The organism is Runella sp. R5_40, from assembly GCF_057652295.1.
Genome location: NZ_JBYFCH010000032.1, coordinates 1 through 21,448 on the forward strand (window position 1 = coordinate 1; position 21,448 = coordinate 21,448).

Below are 21,448 nucleotides of genomic sequence, written 5' to 3' on the forward strand. Positions count from 1 at the left end.
TTTACGATGTTTGCTCATATTGACTACAAGTTAGGTTTTCCCTTAACTTGTGTCCAGTTTTTTATCGGGCTGACAAGATAGTAAGCGTACCAGTCCCCCTGTTTTCAATGGTAAACTCGTTATTCGGCATACCATTACTTAAAGCAACTAAGCCAAAAGATGTTCCATAAGTAGTACTTGCACTAGTATTATTGGGAATGCTAATCATATTAAATTTGACATCAATATCGGGGGTTTGGGCTAATGAACTCAAACTGGCTATGATACTAACCCAAAATGTAAGTGTAAATAAGTTTTTCATTGGTAGAATAGTTAAAATGAGTTCAACATCAATCGGTAGTAGAAAAAGGAGGTAGGAACATTTCGTCAAATGCTCCCTAAACCTCCTTCCCTTTCTACCATGAAAGATTATGAGTAGGGTATTGAAAAACGATTGGTTATTGCATCATCATTAGGTCGTCGAGGCTCACCACGATGTCGTCGCCCACTTGCTTGATGCTGTATTTCATCGGATTGTAGCCCGCCTTTGCAAACTTGGTCGGTAGCGGCATTGATTTGGTCAAGTTCGGCTTGCTGCTCAAAAACTCGTGACTTACCATTGGTTCAATAAATGTCATTTTGCCATCGTACGAACCATAGATAAGCGTTTCGGTAAACTTGCCCTTTCCTGATAATTCTGGAGACGCAGGGTCGGCCCAGTGAACGCCCATTTCGGGAACACCCGCAGGAAGGCGGATGTAGTTGGTAGGAATGTAGCCCGCCGCAGGGAGGTTGTCAAATTTGGCAGGAGCTACTGGATACGCGGGAATTGCCTTCCGCTCTGCAAGCGCCTGAATGTAAAAGTGCATGTCAAAGTGGGCTACGTCGTAGGTCCCTGGCGGCTCGTGTCCCGTGTGCAGGTAGTCGAGCATGATGTGGTCAAAAGGCACTTGCCCCACCGCTTCGTTGGGCAGACTCAACACCAGTGCGATTCCTCCGTGCGGTAGGTTATCAAGCGCGCCTTTGGTCATGGTGAAGCCCAAAGAAGAAGGCTTGTTGTCGGTCGTGAATTTAATCCAAGAATACGCCTTACCGTTTCCGATGTTTTGCAACGCCCCCGTGTAGGTGGGTGTTACGTTTTCGTCTTTGGTGCATCCGAGCATCATCGCTGTAGCGAATAATAATACAAGTAGTTTTTTCATGATTGAGATGAGTTAAAGTGATACCCAAAATTCAGGATTTGTGAGACACAGGTGTTATCTCAAAATGGACTTTCTTTAACTCATTTTGAACAAAAAAAAAAGCCCCTCAGAGGAGCTTTCAATTTTTATTAACTCATTTTTGACTTTCTTTAACTCATTTTTGACAAAATGCCGTTTATGGCCACTCGGAAGGGCTTTTTTCGTATTTTTCAAAAAATACTTTTGAGAAATACGACAGGCTTTCAAAGCCCACTTTGTAGGCAACTTCCGACACGGTTGCGGTCTGATTGGCGAGCATTTCGGCGGCTCTTTCGAGTCTAAAATTCCGCAAATATTCAATCACCCCCTGCCCCGTACTGGCTTTCAACTTGCGGCGAAGCTGCACCGACGAAACGTTCATCGTCTCCGCAAAACGCTCCACATCAAAGTCACTTTCTCCCAAATGTTGCATGAGTACTTCGTGGCAGCGTTGCATAAATTGCTCGTCACTGATGCGATTTTTAAGCGCTATTTCTTCCTCCATTTGGCTTTGCTGAGCCCGTTCGAACGCCTTGTTTTTCGTATATTTTTGAAGTAAAATCTGACGTTGTCTAATCAAATTCCGAACCCTCACCTGCAACTCTTCCCGATCAAAAGGCTTCGACAAATAATCGTCAGCGCCAAGTTCCAAACCTTCCAAGCGGTCGGTTAGGGTCGCTTTGGCCGTCAGCATCACAATCGGAATATGGTTCGTGAGTTCATTTTGTTTCATGGCTTTACACAATCCAAAACCGTCGAGCCGAGGCATCATCAAATCACAAATAACAACGTCGGGCAATTCTTCAATCGCTTTTTCCAGCCCTTCTTGTCCGTCGCTTGCTTCTACTAAATAGTAATGGGGGGCAAAAATCTCCCGTATGTACGCCCGCAGTTCGGGGTTATCTTCCACAATCAACAACACCTCTTTACCCTCATTGGTGGGGGTTTCCATCGGCAATTCTTCTACCAAAAGCGCTTGTTCTTTTGGCATATTTATGGGTACAACCGCCAGATCATTGGCCGCTGCAAGCTCTTCCAACATCGGCAACATCACCGTAAAAATAGACCCTTCGCCTACTTTACTTTCTACATGGATGCTTCCTTTCATCACTTGTACCAACTCTTTCACCAACGCCAGCCCAATGCCCGTTCCTTCGTACGTACGGTTATCGCCGCTGTCGGCTTGGTAAAAACGGTCGAATATGCGTGGCAAACGCTGTGAGTCAATCCCAATACCAAAGTCTTGCACCTTCAGGAGAAGTTGCGTTTTTTTGTAATCAACTCGTACCTGTACTCGTCCACTTGGGGGCGTAAACTTAAACGCGTTCGAGAGGAGGTTGGTCACGATCTTTTCAATTTTATCTTGGTCAAAATCAGCTATATAACTCAACTGATTTTGCTCGTACTGAAAAAGAATTTTCTTGTTTTGCGCGAGCGATTCAAAGGAGGCAAACAAATAATTTAGAAACTGGGCTAAGTCACTTCTTTGCAACTGCATGTCCATTTTCCCCGCCTCCAGTTTGCTCAAATCCAATAATTGATTGATCAGCGCCAACAGTCGTTCGGCGTTTTGTTGCATTACTCGAAAAATATCCCGTTCTGGAAATTCTCGCCGCAGGTCTTTGAGGGGCGACAAAATCAGCGTCAAAGGCGTCCGAAATTCGTGTGAAATATTGGCGAAGAAGCTGGTTTTGAGGTTATCTAGTTCTTTCAAACGGCTGTTTTGCTCGATGCTGAAATGCAGTTTTTGCTCCGCAGAACGAAAAATTCCCCCGAGGAAAATGACAAAAACGAAAATCTCTCCCAAAAACAACAAATACGCAATCGAATACACGGGTTCGTATTCAATCCAGCCCAACAGTCGAATGTACAACAAGGCGTAGCTAATCATCCCCAATATAAAAGGAATGGCGTAGTATTTTTCAATGGCGATTTTTTTGACAATGGAATAGAGGTACAAACCAGAAAAATACGTTGCCGAAATGATGATGCTATATACCCCCAACTTGAGCCAATACCACTGATAATCAACAAAAACAATGATACTCTCGAAGATAGTCAGCCCAATAATGCTCATGGCAATGAGGGTGTGAATTTTCGAGAACTTCCCCTTGATTTGGGTAAAATAGACAAAAATCCCGCCGCCCAGAGTCACGGAGTTGTAGAACAAAAAATCAATTTTTTTAGCAACGTCGGGGTCGTCCGTAAACCACGGGCCAGCAATATTGAGATACCCCCAAAAAGCAAACGTCTTGATGACCGTATGCAACGAATATAGCCTAAATGCAAAATTGTTGATGATGAACAAACTAAGCGTAAGTACCAAAAACAAACGAAAAATAACCAAACCGTTGAAGAAGCTTTGGCTGGCATATCCCTCTAGTTTTGATTTATAGTATGTTTTTTCTGAATGCAACCGCAAAGTCATGTAGTGGCCGCGTTTGCTGGTTACTTTGACGTAGATGTTTTTGTGTTGGTTGGGGCTAAGATCAACGGTAAAGGTCGGGTCTTGGTCGATGAGTTTTTTCTCTTTCTCAACCGTCAAAATCTTCTGTTGTTTATGCGAAAATTTTTGTCCCGTCGTGTCCGAAATATAAATATCCAACTGCTCCACCAAAGGGTTTGTCCATACCAAAATCCAGTCTTTATTGGTGGCATTGGTATTTTTCAGGGAAAATCGCACCCAATAAATATCATCAGAATAGGGAAAAATAATGTGGTCTTTGGGCGACTTTTTGAAGTTCATCGCAGCCACTTGCTCCAACGTCAGTTTGCCCGTCGAATCCTTTAAAATTTCAATGGAAGAAGTAATGTTTTTCGGAATCTTTTGGTCTTCCGACAAAACAATTTCTTGAGAAATTCCCTGCTTAGGAAAGCCATAAACTGCAATTACAAAGAAGAAAAATAGTTTTATGTAGTTTTTCATTATCATCTCACCTCATTTGAGAAAAGAGTCAAATATACCTAAATCTACCCAAAACCAATCTTAAACTAAACAAATAAAGCCTTAAATATGCCTTATTGTAAGTGGAATACTCGCCCTAATTACTGTGGGCAAAACACTCTTTACGCAGCAAGGTTGTATAGCTTATTTTAGCCTTTCGAAGAGCGAACCCATAAAAGGTTCTTTTATGGGGCAGATTGGCTCTATCATGAATCGGGAGCAAATCGCCGAATCAATTTAAAAGCCTAACATCTCTATTTCTCAAGGATTTTCGAAAAAAAATACACCCTGAATGTTTCCATTTTATGAAGGTTGTGCGACTAAGTCATGGAGTACTAATAATAAACCTTTAAATATTATAAAAAATGGCAAATGACTTATTTTATTACTACGAAGGGAAGAAAATCCCTTTGACACCTTCAGCCACGAAAAGAGCTGTAAAGTTTGACAATCCCGTGGCCGAAAATACCCGAGAATTGGTTGCAACAGTAATGGGGGGGAGTACTTCTGAACCCGCGGGCGTTGAGGTTGGAAACGGAATCATTCTTTATGACGTGGCCAATAACAATGGAGGTATCAGCGTAAGTTCATCACTTAGAGACACTTACTCGGCCAACGAACTACCTGTTTTTGAGACTTCGGGCGATGATTTAATGGTGGTTACAGAAGAGTTTATTGCACGCTTTAAGTCAACCGTCAAACCTGAACAAGTCAAAGCGTTTAATCAAACAAATGGCGTGAAGGTGGTTCGAGAAAATGACTATGAACCAAACGCATTCATATTAGCAGTGGAAGGAGCAGGCAAAGCCCTAGAAATGGCCAATCGTTACCAAGAAAGTGGTTTGGTTGATTATGCTCAACCCAATTTTACCCGGATACTCAATCCCAATTTTATTCCCAATGATACGCTGTTTGGACAGCAGTGGGCACTCAGAAACACAGGGCAGAGAGGAGGAGTAGCGGGCGAAGATATCAAAGCTACAATGGCCTGGGATATTACCAGAGGTAGTGCTGCTATCACAATCGCAATATTAGATGAAGGTGTGGACTATACCCATCCAGACCTAAATACCCCAGGAAAATTGGTAACAGGCTATGATGCTACTAGAAGCCCCCTACCAAACCCACAAGCCATTGATGGACATGGAACCGCCTGCGCTGGCATCGCCGCTGCTGCGGGAAACAATTCGAGTGGGATATCAGGAGTGGCCCCCAATTGCCGCATTATGGGTGTAAGGATTGCTACTGGTTTTACAGGAGCAGGAGGACGACACCTGTGGAATACAAGCGACGCTATTTTGGCGGATGGTATTCGACAAGCCGCAGCACGTGGTGCCGATATACTAAGTAATAGCTGGGGTGGAGGAAGCCCATCAACTGCCATTACTGAGGCTGTTCGTTTTGCTCGTAATCAGGGACGTGGGGGTAGAGGGTCTGTCATTTGCTTTGCTGCTGGCAACAACAACGGCCCGGTGAGTTTTCCTGGCACGCTCCCAGAAGTGATTACCGTGGCTGCTTGCAATGAATTTGGGGAGGCCAAAACACCCACTAGCCGTGATGGTGAAAACTGGTGGGGAAGTAATTTTGGCCCTGAAGTAGATGTATGCGCTCCAGGTGTCCATATTGATACCACCGATATTCGTGGAGGAGGAGGATATGGAGCAGGTGATTACGTCAATAGTTTCAATGGCACCAGTGCCGCCACTCCCCACGTGGCTGGGGTAGCGGCATTAGTGATGTCTCTGAATCCTGCGCTTTCAGCCCCCGAAGTTGAAGTGATTTTAAGACAATCTACCGATGATTTAGGAGCTGCTGGATATGACGTTAGGACAGGCTTTGGCCGAATCAATGCACTTAAAGCAGTACAGGCAGCGATGCTGAGGTGGGATAACCCACGAATGATTCCAGGCTGGTTTGGTTCTGAAAACCAAGGTGGTGATATTGCCATTAGTGATATTTCACAAAATGGTCGCCCTGATTTATTGGTATTCCATCTTGACAACCCCGGCGGCGAAAATCATGGATATTATCGAGTTGGCTGGAATCTCAATAACTCAGGCAATGCTACTTCTTGGTCGGCAGTACATGCTGTTCCAGGCTGGTTTGGCTCCGAAAACCAAGGTGCAGGAGTCGCAATCGCTGATATAGACGGTAATGGTACAAAAGATTTGATCGTATATCATATTGATAATCCAGGTGGCGAGAATCACGGGTATTATCGAATAGGTAAAAGCCTCAATGCACTTGGGGCTGTCACTGGCGGCTGGTCTGCCGTCAAGCCCATTCCAGGCTGGTTTGGTTCCGAAAATCAGGGAGGAGGTATTGCGGTTGCTGATCTCAACGGAAACGGCCGTCCTGATCTTATTGTATTTCATATTGATAACCCCGGAGGAGAAAACCGTGCTTATTATCGAATTGGCTGGAACCTCAATGCAGCAGGAGATGTCACTGGTGGCTGGTCTGCTGTCAAGCCCATTCCAGGCTGGTTTGGTTCCGAAAATCAGGGAGGGGGAATCGCCGTTGCAGATATTGATAATGATGGCCGTCCCGAACTCATCGTTTATCACTTAGACAATCCTGGTGGGGAAAATAGAGGTTATTTCCGAATTGGGCGGCGGCTCAATGGAGCAGGAAATGTAACAGGCGGCTGGTCAGTTCCTAGACCTATCCCAGGTTGGTTTGGCTCTGAAAACCAGGGTGGAGGAATCGCCCTGAGTGATTTGAATGGAAATGGCCTACAAGATATGATAGCATATCATATTGATAATCCAGCGGGCGAAAACCACGGTTATTATCGAGTAGGTTGGAATATCATCTAGAGTTATTAATCATCAATGAAGCTCTCCCAAAAGTTGGGAGAGCTTCATTGTATAGTAGTCACTTATTTCCAAAACCAATGAATGGTGTTCTAGTTGGTATTTTCACCTACTTTTTCAACGCTACAACCGAGTAAAACGCGGGTTTGGGCTGGTTGTTGCGGTCAAAAAGCAACGGGTAGTTGGTACGACCACGCACAGGCCAGCCGTTGAGCCAGCTGTTCGCGTCGTTAACACCCCATAATGTCACGCGGGTAACTTTGTCTTTATGCTTCAAAAACAATTTGAATAAAGCTTCATAATCCGCCGCCAACTGCTTCTGAACGTCGTCGGGCAAGCCTGCCGTGTAAGGATTTAAGCTGGGATTGCTGGCCATGCGCTGGTTCACATCGGCTCCCTGAAAGTTGCGGGGAAGCACTTCAATGTCCAGTTCGGTAAACATCACTTTTAGTCCTAGCGCGGCGTATTGCAAAATACTTTCTTCAATGTCTTTGAACGGTACTTTTCCCACGTGCCAGTGTCCCTGAATCCCCACGCCGTCGATGCGCGCACCCGAAGCTTGTACTTTCTTGATAAGCTCGATGCAGCCCGCGCGTTTGGCAGGTTGTTCGTTGTTGTAATCGTTGTAGTACAGTTCCACATTCGGCGCGGCCTGCTGCGTGAGGCGGAAAGCTTCGGCAATGTAGCCTTCACCCAGATAATCTAGGAAAACAGTTTTGCGCAACGTTCCGTCTTCGTTCAAGGCTTCGTTCACCACATCCCACGAAAAGATATTGTCTTTGTAACGACCTGCCACGGTTTTGATGTGGTCGTTAAAAAACGTTTGAATGGAGTCTTTGCTGTGAATACCCCGAATGAACGACGGCAACTGACTGTGCCAAACCAAGGTATGACCGTTGATTTTGATGTTGTGTTTTTTTCCAAAAGCAACCAGTTTATCGGGCACGCCAAAATCATAGGTATCCCATTTTGGATGAATCAAGGCTGATTTCATCACGTTTTCGGGCGTTGCCATGTTAAACTGACTCACAATCAATTGGGTCATCGCAGGGTCACGCTCCTCAATCTGGCCATTGTTCAAGGCCGTTCCGATGCCAAAATCGTTTTTAAAGGTATCTTTCAACGACGGAATGGATTGGGCAAAACCAGTGGTCGCTCCCGCCATCAGAATGGCCGTACTTACAGCCTTCACGCTTTTTTTTGAAAACATTTGATTATTGGGTTAATGAATAAATATCTACTGCTTGGCGAGCTTCATCTCACCGCGCTCACTTTTTACAACCAGCTCTTTTTCAGAAACCAACTCGCCTGTGTAGCTCATTTTGCGGTCGTTGAATGAGATGGAATAAGAAATTTTTTTGCCTTCTACTTTGCCTTCTTCAATTTTGGCTTCGCCAAACTGCGTTTTCCACGTGCCAGTCAATTTGTCACCTTCTACTTTGAAGGTATAATTGACCTCAAACGTACCGTTAGGCGTTTCGCGGCTGCCTTTCCAGTTGCCGTCAATGGGATTTTGCGCCATGGCTACAAAGCTGGCGATTGATAAAATCAGAGAAAAGAATAGGGTTTTCATTGGATTAATTGGGGGTTTTTGAGTGAAACATTTATTGAAAAAACGGTTATACATTTGCTTATCAGCTCTACAGAGCACAATTAATGCGCCCTGAAATTCCATTTAGAATTATCACTTTCAAAGTCAAATTCGGCAAGCATCGGTGTACTATCTCCTGATGATACCAATGCCAGTTTTTTGCCCGAATTTGGCACTACCTTGGGCATTATTCGATAGGTACCATCTGTTAGCTGGTCTATTCGCCATAATTGTTCTGGACTACCTGTAAAGACGGGGACAGTTATTACCTGAGCATCTGCGGTTGCGGATAATGCTCGTTCGGTACCTGCTAATACAATTTTGTAATAGGGACCGCCTAAATAACCAGTAGAGTCAGGCGCATCGGTGATGGTCCATTTTTGGTGAGGGCGATGCATGTAATCACCTATGCGTACATTAATATTACCTGTTGGCCAATTTTTAATCACATCAGCTAATTCCTGCGCAGGCACTGGTTTAATAGGCTCGGTATTGGCTTGGCTAAAGCCTCGCGGGGTAACAGCCATTCTGCTAAAATCTACGGCGAGTTCTAAACCATATCCTCTTCTGACCGATTCTATTTCATAAGTGCCCTCTTTAAATTTTTCACCAGCGATCGGCCAGCCATCTTTCCAGACAATGGGAAGGATACCCAATACACTGCGACCGCCCTGATCTAAATCTGCCTCATAATGAATTGACATTTTTTCAACACCTTTTTCAAGAATTATTCGTCCAAAATGCCCGGGGCCTATGAGTCGCCCACGCGTAGCCACCACCATTTTTCCACCACCTTCCATCATGCTTCTACCTACATTATCAACGTACGGCCCGGTTACTTTTTTAGAACGGCCTACGACAACATTATACGTTGAGTTTGCACCATCGCAGCAGCTCCCGTGGGTAGCAAGTAAATAATACCAACCATCGCGATATATCAAATCAGCAGCCTCACAAACTATGGCTACATCTACAGGTTTATTTCCGTCTTTGAGTTTCCCTGTTTTTGGATCTAGCTCAATAATGCGAGTGAATCCATAGTAGGTACCGTAGGCTAACCAGAGGCGGCCTGTGGTAGGGTCTAACATGATACCAGGGTCTATGGCATCGTTTTCTTCGTAACCATCAGAGGTAGCCACTATTACGGGTTCAGAATACTTAAAGTCGGGCGATTTTGGATCAAGTGTTTTATTCCACATTGTATAGATAATACCTTTGTGCGAAGGGCTACCACCAGTTGCTCCATAAACCACCAGATAGCGATTACCTATTTTGATAGCATCGGGAGCAGCACCGCCACCTGGCCTGACACCGCCTCCAGACCACGTCCAGCCATCTTCTGATATTAACCCACCGCCACCTGTTCCAAAAGTGTAGAATTTTCCGTCACATTCTACAATCGTTGAAGGGTCATGGATGAAAGGTTTGCCGACTTGGGCTAATACAGTAGTTGAAAGTAGTACTGATAAAAAAACAATAAGTTTACATTTCATTTCTGTGTTAATATTTTGATTAGATGTTAATCTTTGCTAATACTGATATTTTTGACAGGTTGGTCCCTTTCGTCAATAAAACGAAGGCAAAAATTAGCCATCCCCGGGCCATTAATTACGGCTCCCCGAATAATATTTCTCCCCTTTTTTAAGGTTAATAAGGGTGAAGCCACATTGTCAACTATCATATCTCTGTCACCTGAAAGCATCAGTATTTCTTGACCATTGAGCCAAAACATTCCTCCCGAATTACATCCAGCAGTCATTCTTACATTTTGTATTTCCTCTGAACATTCAATGACGGTAACCAACCAAAAAAGTAAGCCATACTTCGGTTTGTTGATGTCATAGGAAAAATTAAACAAATTAAAATTAAAGGTCTTACTATCCAGAGCATACCAGTTGAGCGCCTGATTACCAATGTTTACCATTTCACCTGCCTTTGGTATCATTAAATAATCTTCCGAAAAGTTATTGTTTTTGAACTCACTGCGTAAGTAATTGTCGGTGAAAATATTATTTCTTGCTATGTCTTTTTTGATTGGTTCTAACACCAACCACCTATGAATAAAACCATTGGCATAGGGAGCTATTTTAGTGTTGGTAGCCAATTTAAAGTGCCTTGTTAATGTATGTGTAGTGTCGCCTTTTATAGGTATTGGGGGCAGCGGTGCTCTTTGCTGAGCAGGGGGCTGCGCTATGGCTTGGTGTATAAAAGTTTGTCCACTAAGCAGAATGCTCAATGCCAAAAGTGGAGAGAATAATTTTTGTATGCTTTTCATCGTTTGGTTTCTTTTCAACAAGTTGTTTTTCACCTGTAACTATATTTTCAAAATTCCCCCACTGTTCATGATTTCGGACTAACTACTTTACCTATCTGGCTTCGGCTTCACCCAGATACCAACAATCAAACGTTGTTTTCTGCGCGAAGCCGAAGGAAACGCCTACTCTACATTCCAGACCATCGTTTATTTAAACAACAGCTGAGAAAATCCGAACAGGTCATGCCGCCAAACGGGCCACGTATGTCCGCCTGCGTATTCACTGTACTGGTACTTGATGCCCATGTCGTCGAACTTCTTCATCATAATCTGGCAATTGGCGTGAGCAATGTCTTCTTTTCCTCCCTGCGAAATCCAGAATTGTTTGATGTTAGCGTTGATTTTGTCTTTGTTGGCCTGCATAAATTCATACTGAGGATCAGAGAGTTTGGTATTGTTTGACCACCAGCCCGAACTGAACACGCCAAGGTAACCGAACATATCGGAGTTACGAACGCCAGCGTGAAGCGTTTGCAGACCACCCATTGACAAACCAGCCAACGCGCGGTTTTTGGCGTCGGTCAGGGTACGGAAATTGGCTTCCACAAACGGGATGACGGCGTTTTTGAGTTCGTTTTCAAACTGGTTTAACTGCTGCATCCCAAAACCTGCCACGCCGCCGCCGTTGCCGTAGAAATTCCCGTCCACCATCACAATCAACATCGGTTTGGCTTTATTTTCGGCAATCAGGTTGTCCAGAATAACGTCCGTACGGCCCTGCGTTGCCCAGCCGCGCTGGTCTTCGCCACCGCCGTGGAGGAGGTACATCACGGGGTATTTTTCCGAAGATTTGTCGTAACCCGGAGGCGCATACACGTACATTTCCCGCCACGCGTTAGAGGCTTTTGAAAAGTATTTTTTGATACGAATGTCGCCGTGCGGGACGTCCTTAAGGGTATAAAATCCGCTGCCTTCGTACGGGATTTCGATGCCGCTGGCCATGCGCCCCATGCCGTAGAACGATTCGCTGGCAGGGTCAGCAAGGGCTACCCCGTCGATGATGAGCGAGTAGTAATGGAAACCGCGGCTGATGACATCCGTCGTCACGTTCCAGAAGCCTGCCGTATCTTTCACCATGTCGTATTTTTTGCCCAAGTCTATCTGAACTTTCTGTGCCTGAGGAGCTTTAACTTTGAAAACTACGCGGTTGTCAGGCAGAATCTGCGGGTATTTGCCGTTGCGGATGTTGGTTGCCGCAGGGGTTCCCAGCACCGAATACGAAGGAAACGACGCCGTATCGACGGGTTTGAACAGGAATTGCGAGAACATAAACAACCCGTTTTTCCACACCTTAAAGTCGTGCCCGCCCGCTTCGAGGTAATAGATGTGCGGTACGCTGTTTTGGTATAAATAATCGTGGGTGCGTTTGCTGAACGTGATGAGTCCGTCGGCATCGCCGCACGAAATCCAGAGCAGCTTCAGCTTTTGCTTGGCGTCTTCGGGATTGGGGACTAACTCCTGCGGAACTTTGGTGTTGGGCGCTGAAGAAAACCCGCCCACCCAAGCGAATTTGTCCAGATTACCCAACCCAAAATTCAGCGATTGCCCGCCTCCCATCGACAAGCCCGCAATGGCGCGGTTTTCGCGGTCGGTGAGTGTCGGGTATTTTTTCTCCACAAACGGAATCAGGTCGTTGAGCAGGTCTTTTTCAAAGGTTGCGAAGGCTTCCACCTTGTCTTTGTCAAAGATATTTCCCACGGCGCGGTCGTCTTTCATGGCGCGGCCGTTGGGCATGACCACAATCATCGGCGCAAGTTTACCGTCGGCGTACAAATTATCCAGAATCACTTGTGGGTTGCCTCCTTTGAGCCATTCTTTTTCGTCGCCACCAATGCCGTGCAGCAGGTACAACACGGGGTATTTGGTCTTTTTATTAAAATTGGGCGGCGTGTAAATGAGCGCTTTACGGGTACTGCCAACCGTTTTGGATTCGTACTTCACCGTGTCCAGTTTACCCATGGCAATGCCCGTTCGGACCTGATCAAAACTTTTGGGCATTTCTTTGTCGGTAGGTTGGGCATGTAAACCGCCCACAAAGCCGAAAAGTGCAAAACTAAAATACAATAAATGCTTCATACTGAACGTCTTATTAGATAAACAATTTCATTTCTTTCTTTCTCCCGCAGAAGACCGCTGAAAAATACAAACGCAGATTTTCGCTGAAAAAAGCTTACTAAAACGATGAATCTGCGCTTGTCTGCGGCTCTCAATCTGCGCCAATCTGCGGGTAAAACTCTATACCATTCTACTTCATTCAAAATAGTTACAATCGCCCCAATACCGACAGGCCCACGCAATCCACGTGCTCCAGTTTGGGCCTGTACTGTGACCGCCTGCGTGTTGACGAAACGCTATTTCTCCGTCAATCAGCGGAGTACCGAGGCGGGGAAATTCGGAGGTTCCAAGGTCTTTTTTACCAAATAGTTTGTACACAGGTCCCGCATGGACACCCGCCAGAAACATCCCTTTAGCATCCACCCACTGCCCTTCCACCTGCGGCGAACCTGAGCTGATAAAAACGGGACGGGGAGCCGACAACGCCACCAGAGAATGACCATCGACGGGCATATCCTGCGGCGTGAGCGGCCCTGCGTACTTCAAAAAATTGCCGCAAAACCAATGGTATTCGCCCGAACCTGCCAGATTTTCGACCTGCTCGCCAAAAATTCGGCGTAGAATCTTGGCACCGCCAGCCCCTGATGACCCGATGAAAGCCAGCGAGAAACGAGGCTCAAAGGCCATGGCAACGGCAGTGGCTTTTCCGTAGCGCGAAAGCCCTTCGATGGCAATGCGTTTGGTATCAACGTCCTTGTCCGTTTCAAAATAATCAACGGCGCGGCTGGCACCCCACGCCCATGCCCGCAATGCGCCCCAATCGTCAGGCTTTCGGAATTGCCCCTTGTTGCACAAGCCGATGATGCCTTCGGTCAGCCCTGCGCCATTGTCGGCCTGAATGCTGGAGGGCACAAGGATGGCATAACCCCAGCCTCGGGAAATCAGTTGTTCTTTCCACGTCGGTTCGCCCGCCGACCCTAACCCAATAGGCTGAATGGGTGCATTATTTCCAAACGGAGAACGGATAAAGCCAAATTCCATGACCACAGGCACGGGACCCGACGCAGTTTTAGGAGTTGCGAGTACCAGTTCCATGTTGACACTGATGGATGGGTACGCCGAATTGTCCACCATACCCCGCAGCGTTTTTTCTTTAATGGTTTGATTCCCAACGACCGTGTCTTTGACCGAAACCACCTGCCAGTTTACGTTCGGAATGACGGCGGGCAATCGACCATAAACTTCCCGTTCAAAATCTTCCACCAATTCACGCCGCTTGCTAGCAACCCAATCTTTGGCCGACTTTACTTTTTTTCCGTTTTTGAGTACCAACGGATCGGGTAATGTATAAGGCGGCACCTTCGCTTCGTCCCGATTGGCGGCATTGGGTGCCGAGGGGTTGCCCGATGGTCCCTGACGAAGCGATTGGATGCCTAGCTGGTTCAGCATTTGCCGATGGTCGGCCGCTGTTTTTCGCTGCATCCGTGCCATCAAACTATCCTGTTCGGGCGTGCGGCGTGGCTGCTGCGCAAGGGCAGCAGTCAGGGCAAGTAAACCATGCAGACATAGCAGAACCGTTTTTCTCATCTGATTTTTGGTGTTATTTTTTAAATAACATTGGGGCCAATTGGTATAAACTCCGACGCCACGTCTGGAATTCATGCGCAGTGCCTTCTGAAACGTACGACACCGCGTTGAAACCCGCCGCTTTCAGTTCTTCCGTCGCTTTTCTGACGCCGTCGGGACGTTCTTTGCTGCCGCAACTCAGGAACACCAGCTTTACTTTCGATTTGTCGGTGATGTCGGTCGGGGCATATACGCCGCCGCTGAGCAGTCCGTAGTACGCAAACACGTCAGGATTATTGAGCGTAATCATTTTGGTTTCCATGCCCCCCATCGACAAGCCCGCCATGGCGCGGTTGTCTTTGTTTGCCAGCGTACGGAAATTGGCATCGATGTACGGAATCAACTCGTTGATTAACACCGTCTGGAACGGCTCAATCTTGAATTCACGGATTTTCCCAAACTTCACCTCATTGGTCATGCCATAAGTGTTGACAATGATAAACGGCTTGATTTTTCCTTCCGCAATCAGGTTGTCCATGATTAAATTAGCGCGTCCCTGATTCATCCATGCCGTTTCGTCTTCGCCCCAGCCGTGCTGCAAATACAACACAGGGTATTTGTCTTTCCCTTTTTCGTAGCCTGCGGGTGTATAGACAAACGCCCGACGCGAAGTGCCCGTGCTTGGCGACGGGAAAAGCACCTGCTGCACATGGCCGTGCGGTACGTTTTTGAGGGCATAAAAATCCTGATCTTTGGCAGGAATCTCAATGCCGCTTTCCCAGCGCACCGAGCCGTAATAATTGAGCGTGCCCGGGTCGTTGAATTTCCCCCCGTCAATTTTGACGTTGTAGTAGTGAAAGCCTTCGTCCATCGGGCCATCGGTGGTGCCCATCCACGTGCCGTCTTCAGCTTTGGCGAGTTTTGTGCCACCTTTGCCCCCCAGCCCCAAACTTACCCGCACGCTGTCGGCAGCAGGCGCTACGATTTTGAAGCGGGCGTAACCTTGAGAATTAACCATCGGGTATTCCTGACCCGGTTGGTTGAGGCTGGACGGTTTGAAGTCCTCGGCGACTTGGGCATGGCAAAGTCCGATGGACAGTGCCGAAGCCATAAAAGTTGACAAAATGCGGTTTTTCATCATCATAAGGGTTTGTTTTTATTTAAAAATTTGCTGTAATGAGTTGGCTAAGAATAACTTACAATTCATCCACGTGTGCCCGCCCGACACAATGAGCGGTTCTACCTTGATTTTCTTTTCCTGAAACATGGCGATGTTTTGTTTCACACTTTCGTAAAGAAAATCCTCCGTTCCCACGCTGATGGTGAACAGTTTGAGTTGTTTGTTGACTTTATCGGCATCGGGGGTCCAGTCGGTGAAGTTCTTTTTGAACTCGTCGGTAGCGGTGTAGGGCGCGTACGAACAGATGTAGGCAAATGTGTCGGTGTTGGTAAACCCAATGTTCAGTGTTTGCCCGCCACCTACCGAAAATCCAGCCACGGCGCGGCCTTTGCTGTCGGTTTGGGTGGGGTAATTGGCCTGCACAAACGGAATGATGTCGTTCACCACGTCTTTGGTAAAATCGGCCATCGGAGCGGGGCGAACGTTGCCGTAGGGCATCACAATAATCATCGGTTTGGCCTTGCCCTGCGCGATGAGGTTATCGGCAATGAAGTTGGCCCTGCCTACTTTAGTCCACGTTTCTTCGGTATCCGACCCGCCGTGAATCAGGTACAACACGGGGTATTTTGTCTTGCCGCTGGCGTCAAAATTAGGTGGGGTATAAACCAACAATTGGCGGGTTGTATTCAGCGTTTTTGAGGAATACGTATGGTATGTCACTTTACCATGCGGGACGTTTTGGAGGCTGTGAACCAGCGGTTTATCACCTTTTACTTCTACGATGCTCCGCTTAAATCGTTCATTGGCAAAAATCTGCGTGTTGTTGGGATCAGCGACGCCTACTCCATCCACGGTAAAATTATACGGGTAAATATCGGGCGTGACGGGAGGCACCGTCACCCGCCAGATACCCGAGGTGTCTTTGGTGAGTAAAACGGGTTCTTTCAAAAATTCACCCGACAGTTTTACCTCACGCGCCGTTCTGGAAAAATAGGTAAACGTGATGCTGTTGTCGGCATGGACGTTGGGCGAACTGATGGCGGGCGGACGCTGCTGGGCCAGTGCGCTCATGGAAACGAACCCGAGAAGTAGGGAGAAAAATGCGGCTTTGCTCATGGTTTTTGCGGCTTTATTTGAACAAAACAGGCAACGTCTCATTGAGGTACTTCTTCACATTCATCCACGTGTGACCGCCGTCGATGACGTAGCTTTTGTAATTTATCTTCTTGGCTTTCAGGTAGTCTTCAAACTCAACCGTGCCTTTGTACAGAAAATCATCGGTGCCGATACCCGACCAAAGCAGTTTAAAATCTTTGTTGGTTTTGGCAGGATTGGAGGTAATGTTGGTAAAGCTTTTGTCCATTTCGGCGGGCGCAATGTAGGACGCATAGCTGCACACGTAGGCAAACTTATCGACGTTGTTGAAGGCCGTGCGCAAGGTCTGTCCACCCCCGCGCGAGAAGCCGCCAATGGCACGGTTGTCGCGGTTGTTGATTGTTCGGTAGTTTTTCTCGATGTACGGAATGACGTGGGACACAAGATCGGTTTCAAACAACTTCATGCGGCGCAGGGCATCGTCGCCGTCGCGGCTCATCACATCGGCAGGTTTGTCTTTGCCCGTTTGCTCGGCAATTTTCGCCAGCGGATTCCCGTAAGGCATCACCACAATCATAGGCTTAGCCGTGCCCGCCGCAATCATGTTGTCGAGCATCAGGTTTACTTTGCCCACTTTCCAGAAGGTTTCTTCGGTGTCGGTCGTGCCGCTGATGAGGTAATAGACAGGGTATTTTTTGGCGGTTTCTTTGGTATAACCCGCTGGTGTATAGACAACAACCGTCCCCGTTGAACCTTCGACCGACGGATAATATTCGTAGGTAATGGAGCCGTGTGGTACGTTTTTCAACGCATAAATGGCAGGTTCATCCGATGGGATTTCGACCAGACTGGCTTTAAATCGCTCGTTGGGAAAGAAGGCGACATTGGCAGGATCCATCACCGTAACGCCATCCACTTTAAAACTGTAGGGGTAAATATCGGGCTTAATCGGACCAACGGTGACCGACCAAACACCTTCCGCGTTTTTGGTCAAGGGTACATCGGCTTGCCCGAACTGACTCCCGCCCAACAATACAGTTTTGGCGTTTGGCGCTAAGTACGAAAACGTGACGGTTTTGTCGGAATTGACTTTGGGTGAAATCACAAACGGGCCGCGTGGGGGCTGGGCCAACCCTGCAAATGGAACAAGAATCAGCAAAAGCAAGCTGATTTTTTTAAAGAATGTAACGATTTTCATTGGTTTACTGATTGGTTAAGGGTGTATTGGGGTACTATTTAAAAAGCTTAGGCGCAATGACACTCAGATAGTGTTTTACATTCATCCACGTATGCCCGCCGTCGGTGATGAGGCTTTCGTACTTAATCTTCTTCTGGTCAAGTAGCTGCATATATTCCTGATTGACAGCATATAATCCGTCTTCTTTACCTACACCGATCCAAAATAATTTCAGGTTCTTATTGGCCTGTGCGGCATTCTTAAAAAACACCTCATTGTTGCGGTCAAACTCATTTTTGAGCATACCCGGGGCAAACCCACAGACATAGGCAAATTGGTCGGTGTTGTTCAGGCCAAAGTACAGCGTGGTGCCTCCCCCGCCCGAAAATCCTGCGATGGCGCGGTTGTTTTTGTCGTTGAGGGTGCGGTAATTTTTCTCAATAAACGGCATCAGATTGCCGAAAAAGTCCTTTTTGAACTCCTGCAAATTGTCCCAGTTTCGCAAACTGCCCGACGACTTGCTGATGACAGGATAAGCCCGTCCGTAGGGCATCACAATAATCATGGGTTTGGCCTTTCCCTGCGCAATCAGGTTGTCGAGAATGACATTGGCGCGGCCTACTTTTGTCCACGTTTCCTCGGTATCGGTAGTACCGTGCAATAAATAAAGCACTGGATAAGAAGCCTTTGGGTTTGATTCGTAGCCAGCAGGGGTATAAACCACCACAGGACGCGTTCCTAACTCCGCCGACTGGTAATATCGGTACGACACCGTGCCGTGAGGGACGTTTTGCAGAGTATGTACCAAAGGCGTGTTTCCCGTAATTTCGACCACACTATTCTGAAACCCTTCATTGGGAAAAAGCGCTGAATTGGTGGGATCGGCCACCGAAATCCCATCGACATTGAACGCATAGGGATACATATCGGGCTTCACGGGCGCAGTGGTAACGCTCCAAACCCCTTTGTCATCCTTGGTCATGGCCAAAGGCGATTTTTCAAACTGCGCACTGAGTTTCACTCCTTTGGCCGCAGGCGCATAAAACCGAAACGTCACCGAATTGTCTGCATGTACTTCGGGCGAAACAATGACGGGTCTTGAGGTGGGCTGCCCCACGGCAATACTCGCGGTGAGGATGGCAAACAAAAGCAAGTAAATCGGTTGGGGTTTCATCGGTTAAGGATTGTTTGTTTAGTTCTATTTAGCCCATTCTTTACCTTCGGGCGTTCTTCTCCATTCAAAATATTTATCGAGTACTTTCATGGCATCTTCGCTCGGAACAGCCCCCATAAACGCCTTTTGTTGGAAATACATGACCGCAGGTTTTTTGGTCGAAAATGCCTCCCATTGCGGCACATTTCCACCATTCGGGTTGCCGTTTTTGGCAAAATTTGTCCAGTAGGTCATAATGGTTTCAGACAATGCTCCGTCCGTTGGCGTACGGTTCTGGTCGGCGGGATTGAGGTTACCAAACACAAAGGCAACGTCCTGCGCGTGGGGTGAGCCGTAGCCAAACTTGGCCGAACCTGCGGGGTACTCAGGGTGCTGGTCTAAATAATAGTAATACACCTTGTCCTTGGATTTTTGGGACTGGAGGTTGGCCCACGCCCACGTTTGCCAGCCAAAGGCCGCATCACGCGCCAAATCTCGTGCCGTTTTGGGAACGCTGTTTTCGTCCACGGGATAGGCTTTTATTAGTTTTTCGGCAAAAGGCCCGTAGCGTTTGGTCGTGCTTTCGATGTAGTCTTTTGGCGTTTTTGGGGGCATAAAACTCGCGCCTTCGTCGGAGTTGTAGCCAATCAGCACAGGCGTATGGTTGAACTTGCCCTTTTGGTATAAAACATGTTGGTCGTCGGGAATGACGTAGCCATCGACGATAGGCCAGCCTCCGGGGTTGCCAAAACCTGATGGGAGCTTGTCGGCGGGCAAGGCGCGAAGTTCGGCCAATGACGTAGCCCCTGCTTTTTGCATAAATTCAAGGCCCTGTTTTTCGGCCAGCGCCAACAGCTTCATGTTTTCGCCCGGATAGGTGGTGAGTCGGTGGGGGCCAAACGAGCCACCGCTTTGCGAAATTGCGCCGTGAAAAAGCCCTTTAGCCAACGGCGACGCACACAACATACTGACGGCAATTCCTCCCGCCGATTCCCCAAAAATGGTCACTTTATCGGGGTTTCCTCCAAAGGCTTTGATGTTTTTCTGCACCCATTGCAGGCCCGCAATCATGTCGAGCAAGCCATAGTTTCCCGACGTTTTTTGGGGTGTTTCGGCACTCAGTTCGGGATGCGCCAAAAAGCCCATTTGATTAACCCGATAGGCGATACTAACGAGGATTACCCCTTTTTTTGCCAGTTTTTCACCGTTCGTTACGGGTTCTGAGGTAGCGCCAAAGCTAAATCCGCCGCCGTAAATCCAAACCATCACGGGCAGGTTTTCATTGGCCGTTTTGGCAGGCGACCAGATATTCAGGTACAAACAATCTTCGCTCTTACCCGAAGGGGGATTGCCACCCTGATACGGGGCGGGGGCAAATTGGGTCGCTTGTTTTACGCCTTCCCACTTGGCGGCGGATTGCGGGGCTTTCCAGCGAAGGGCACCCACGGGCGGGGCAGCAAACGGAATGCCTTTATAAACTGATAACCCGTTTTCGGTGCTGCCTTGGAGCAAACCCTCTTGTACTTTTACGGGCGCGGGCGGTGCAATGCTGCTTTCGTCGATGTCGATTTTTTTACCTTGTGAGGCCAACAGGGCCGCCGCGTAGCGCTTGCCAAAAATGCGGATGCCTTCGCTGCTGAAATGGAGTTTATCGGGAACAGCGGGCAGCCCTTTGGACGAAACCACAATGGCTTGGGGAATCACTTGTGGCAAGGTAGCGATGATGGGGTTCATGCTGGCACATTTACCACCCTGATCGGCATTGACCAACTCTCCCGCCAGCAACGGCACCGAGTTGGCGGGTAAGTTCAGGTCGGTCAGCAAATCGTCGTAGATTTTTTTGACCTTCATCGGCCAACCTTTATCGCCTGTGTTGGACTCACCCTGATGCAGCAAAATGCCTTTGATAACCCCCGATTTTTGCGCCAAACGCGCCATTTCTACCAATCGTTCGTACGGATTTCCGCCGTATTGATTGGCCATATTAATCATCCACGGCCTTTCTTTGGCCGAGGTGTCGAGGTACATTTTATAGTCTTTTTTGTCAAAAATCTCAATCTTACTCCCCGCCACAGCCACGTGGACAAAGCCTACTTTGACATTTTGCGGCAGATTCGCCACCAACGTCCGACCGAAATAATCGGCGGGCGAAAGGCGGGTATTGCAGCGGCAAAGCGGCGGTTTGGCGGTGTACCAGTTGCCTTTTGTACGCCCCAGTTCAGGACAGTCCACGGCGGCCAGCAACCTAAGTCGGCTGCCCACGGTCGTATCCTGCGGCTCAATGCGGGCAGGGCCTTCCATGTTCGACTGCCCGATGCAGAGGTAAATGTGGAAGTTGGGGTCCTGAGCGTGGGCGCTATATCCTAAAAGCAAAAGCGTCAGCGCTAAAAACAGGGTTGATTGAAATTTTTTCATGAT

Annotated in this window: 15 protein-coding genes; 1 reads left to right on the forward strand and 14 read right to left on the reverse strand. The window is 47.5% G+C overall.

The features are described from left to right. Positions 1–61 precede the first annotated feature (61 nt). From AC23N5_RS29110 to AC23N5_RS29120, 3 genes are all read right to left on the reverse strand, one after another. Positions 62–301, reverse strand: coding sequence for a hypothetical protein (locus AC23N5_RS29110; protein WP_487758213.1), 240 nt, complete (start codon positions 299–301; stop codon positions 62–64). A 136-nt stretch (positions 302–437) separates the two neighbouring features. After that, positions 438–1,181, reverse strand: a complete 744-nt coding sequence (locus tag AC23N5_RS29115) for a DUF5602 domain-containing protein (protein WP_487758214.1) — start codon at positions 1,179–1,181, stop codon at positions 438–440. Between the two features lie 175 nt (positions 1,182–1,356). Then, positions 1,357–4,125, reverse strand: coding sequence for an ATP-binding protein (locus AC23N5_RS29120; protein WP_487758215.1), 2,769 nt, complete (start codon positions 4,123–4,125; stop codon positions 1,357–1,359). 383 nt (positions 4,126–4,508) lie between these two features. Between AC23N5_RS29120 and AC23N5_RS29125 the strand changes: the two genes are divergently transcribed. Beyond that, the gene (locus tag AC23N5_RS29125) at positions 4,509–6,962 is read left to right on the forward strand and encodes a S8 family serine peptidase (RefSeq protein ID WP_487758216.1); all 2,454 of its coding nucleotides are present in this window, start codon (positions 4,509–4,511) and stop codon (positions 6,960–6,962) included. A gap of 106 nt (positions 6,963–7,068) precedes the next feature. Here the strand turns inward: AC23N5_RS29125 and AC23N5_RS29130 are convergent, their stop codons facing one another. The 11 genes from AC23N5_RS29130 to AC23N5_RS29180 all read right to left on the reverse strand — a co-directional run bounded on the left by AC23N5_RS29130 (position 7,069) and on the right by AC23N5_RS29180 (position 21,445). Beyond that, positions 7,069–8,169, reverse strand: a complete 1,101-nt coding sequence (locus tag AC23N5_RS29130; protein ID WP_487758217.1) for an endo-1,4-beta-xylanase — start codon at positions 8,167–8,169, stop codon at positions 7,069–7,071. A 27-nt stretch (positions 8,170–8,196) separates the two neighbouring features. After that, positions 8,197–8,532, reverse strand: coding sequence for a hypothetical protein (locus tag AC23N5_RS29135; RefSeq protein WP_028522894.1), 336 nt, complete (start codon positions 8,530–8,532; stop codon positions 8,197–8,199). An 80-nt stretch (positions 8,533–8,612) separates the two neighbouring features. Next, on the reverse strand, positions 8,613–10,043 hold the full coding sequence (locus tag AC23N5_RS29140; RefSeq protein WP_487758218.1) for a family 43 glycosylhydrolase: 1,431 nt from the start codon (positions 10,041–10,043) through the stop codon (positions 8,613–8,615). Between the two features lie 26 nt (positions 10,044–10,069). After that, complete coding sequence (locus tag AC23N5_RS29145; protein WP_487758219.1) at positions 10,070–10,825, reverse strand: acetylxylan esterase; 756 nt, start codon at positions 10,823–10,825, stop codon at positions 10,070–10,072. Between the two features lie 186 nt (positions 10,826–11,011). Continuing rightward, positions 11,012–12,940 (reverse strand): alpha/beta hydrolase-fold protein, encoded by a 1,929-nt coding sequence (locus tag AC23N5_RS29150; protein ID WP_487758220.1) that lies wholly within the window; start codon positions 12,938–12,940, stop codon positions 11,012–11,014. Between the two features lie 174 nt (positions 12,941–13,114). Next, positions 13,115–14,506 (reverse strand): glucuronyl esterase domain-containing protein, encoded by a 1,392-nt coding sequence (locus AC23N5_RS29155; protein ID WP_487758221.1) that lies wholly within the window; start codon positions 14,504–14,506, stop codon positions 13,115–13,117. Between the two features lie 13 nt (positions 14,507–14,519). Next, a complete protein-coding gene (locus tag AC23N5_RS29160) occupies positions 14,520–15,623 on the reverse strand; it encodes an alpha/beta hydrolase-fold protein (RefSeq protein ID WP_487758222.1) in 1,104 nt (367 codons plus the stop codon). Between the two features lie 18 nt (positions 15,624–15,641). Then, positions 15,642–16,721 (reverse strand): alpha/beta hydrolase-fold protein, encoded by a 1,080-nt coding sequence (locus AC23N5_RS29165; protein ID WP_487758223.1) that lies wholly within the window; start codon positions 16,719–16,721, stop codon positions 15,642–15,644. Positions 16,722–16,734: 13 nt separating this feature from the next. Beyond that, entirely contained in the window at positions 16,735–17,898 is a 1,164-nt protein-coding gene (locus tag AC23N5_RS29170) for an alpha/beta hydrolase-fold protein (RefSeq protein WP_487758224.1), read from the reverse strand. Between the two features lie 34 nt (positions 17,899–17,932). Continuing rightward, positions 17,933–19,051 carry an esterase gene (locus AC23N5_RS29175; protein ID WP_487758225.1) on the reverse strand — a complete coding sequence of 373 codons (1,119 nt, stop codon included), beginning with the start codon at positions 19,049–19,051 and terminating at the stop codon, positions 17,933–17,935. A 24-nt stretch (positions 19,052–19,075) separates the two neighbouring features. Beyond that, positions 19,076–21,445: a carboxylesterase family protein gene (locus AC23N5_RS29180; protein ID WP_487758226.1), complete on the reverse strand. Its 2,370-nt coding sequence runs from the start codon at positions 21,443–21,445 to the stop codon at positions 19,076–19,078. Positions 21,446–21,448: the final 3 nt, after the last annotated feature.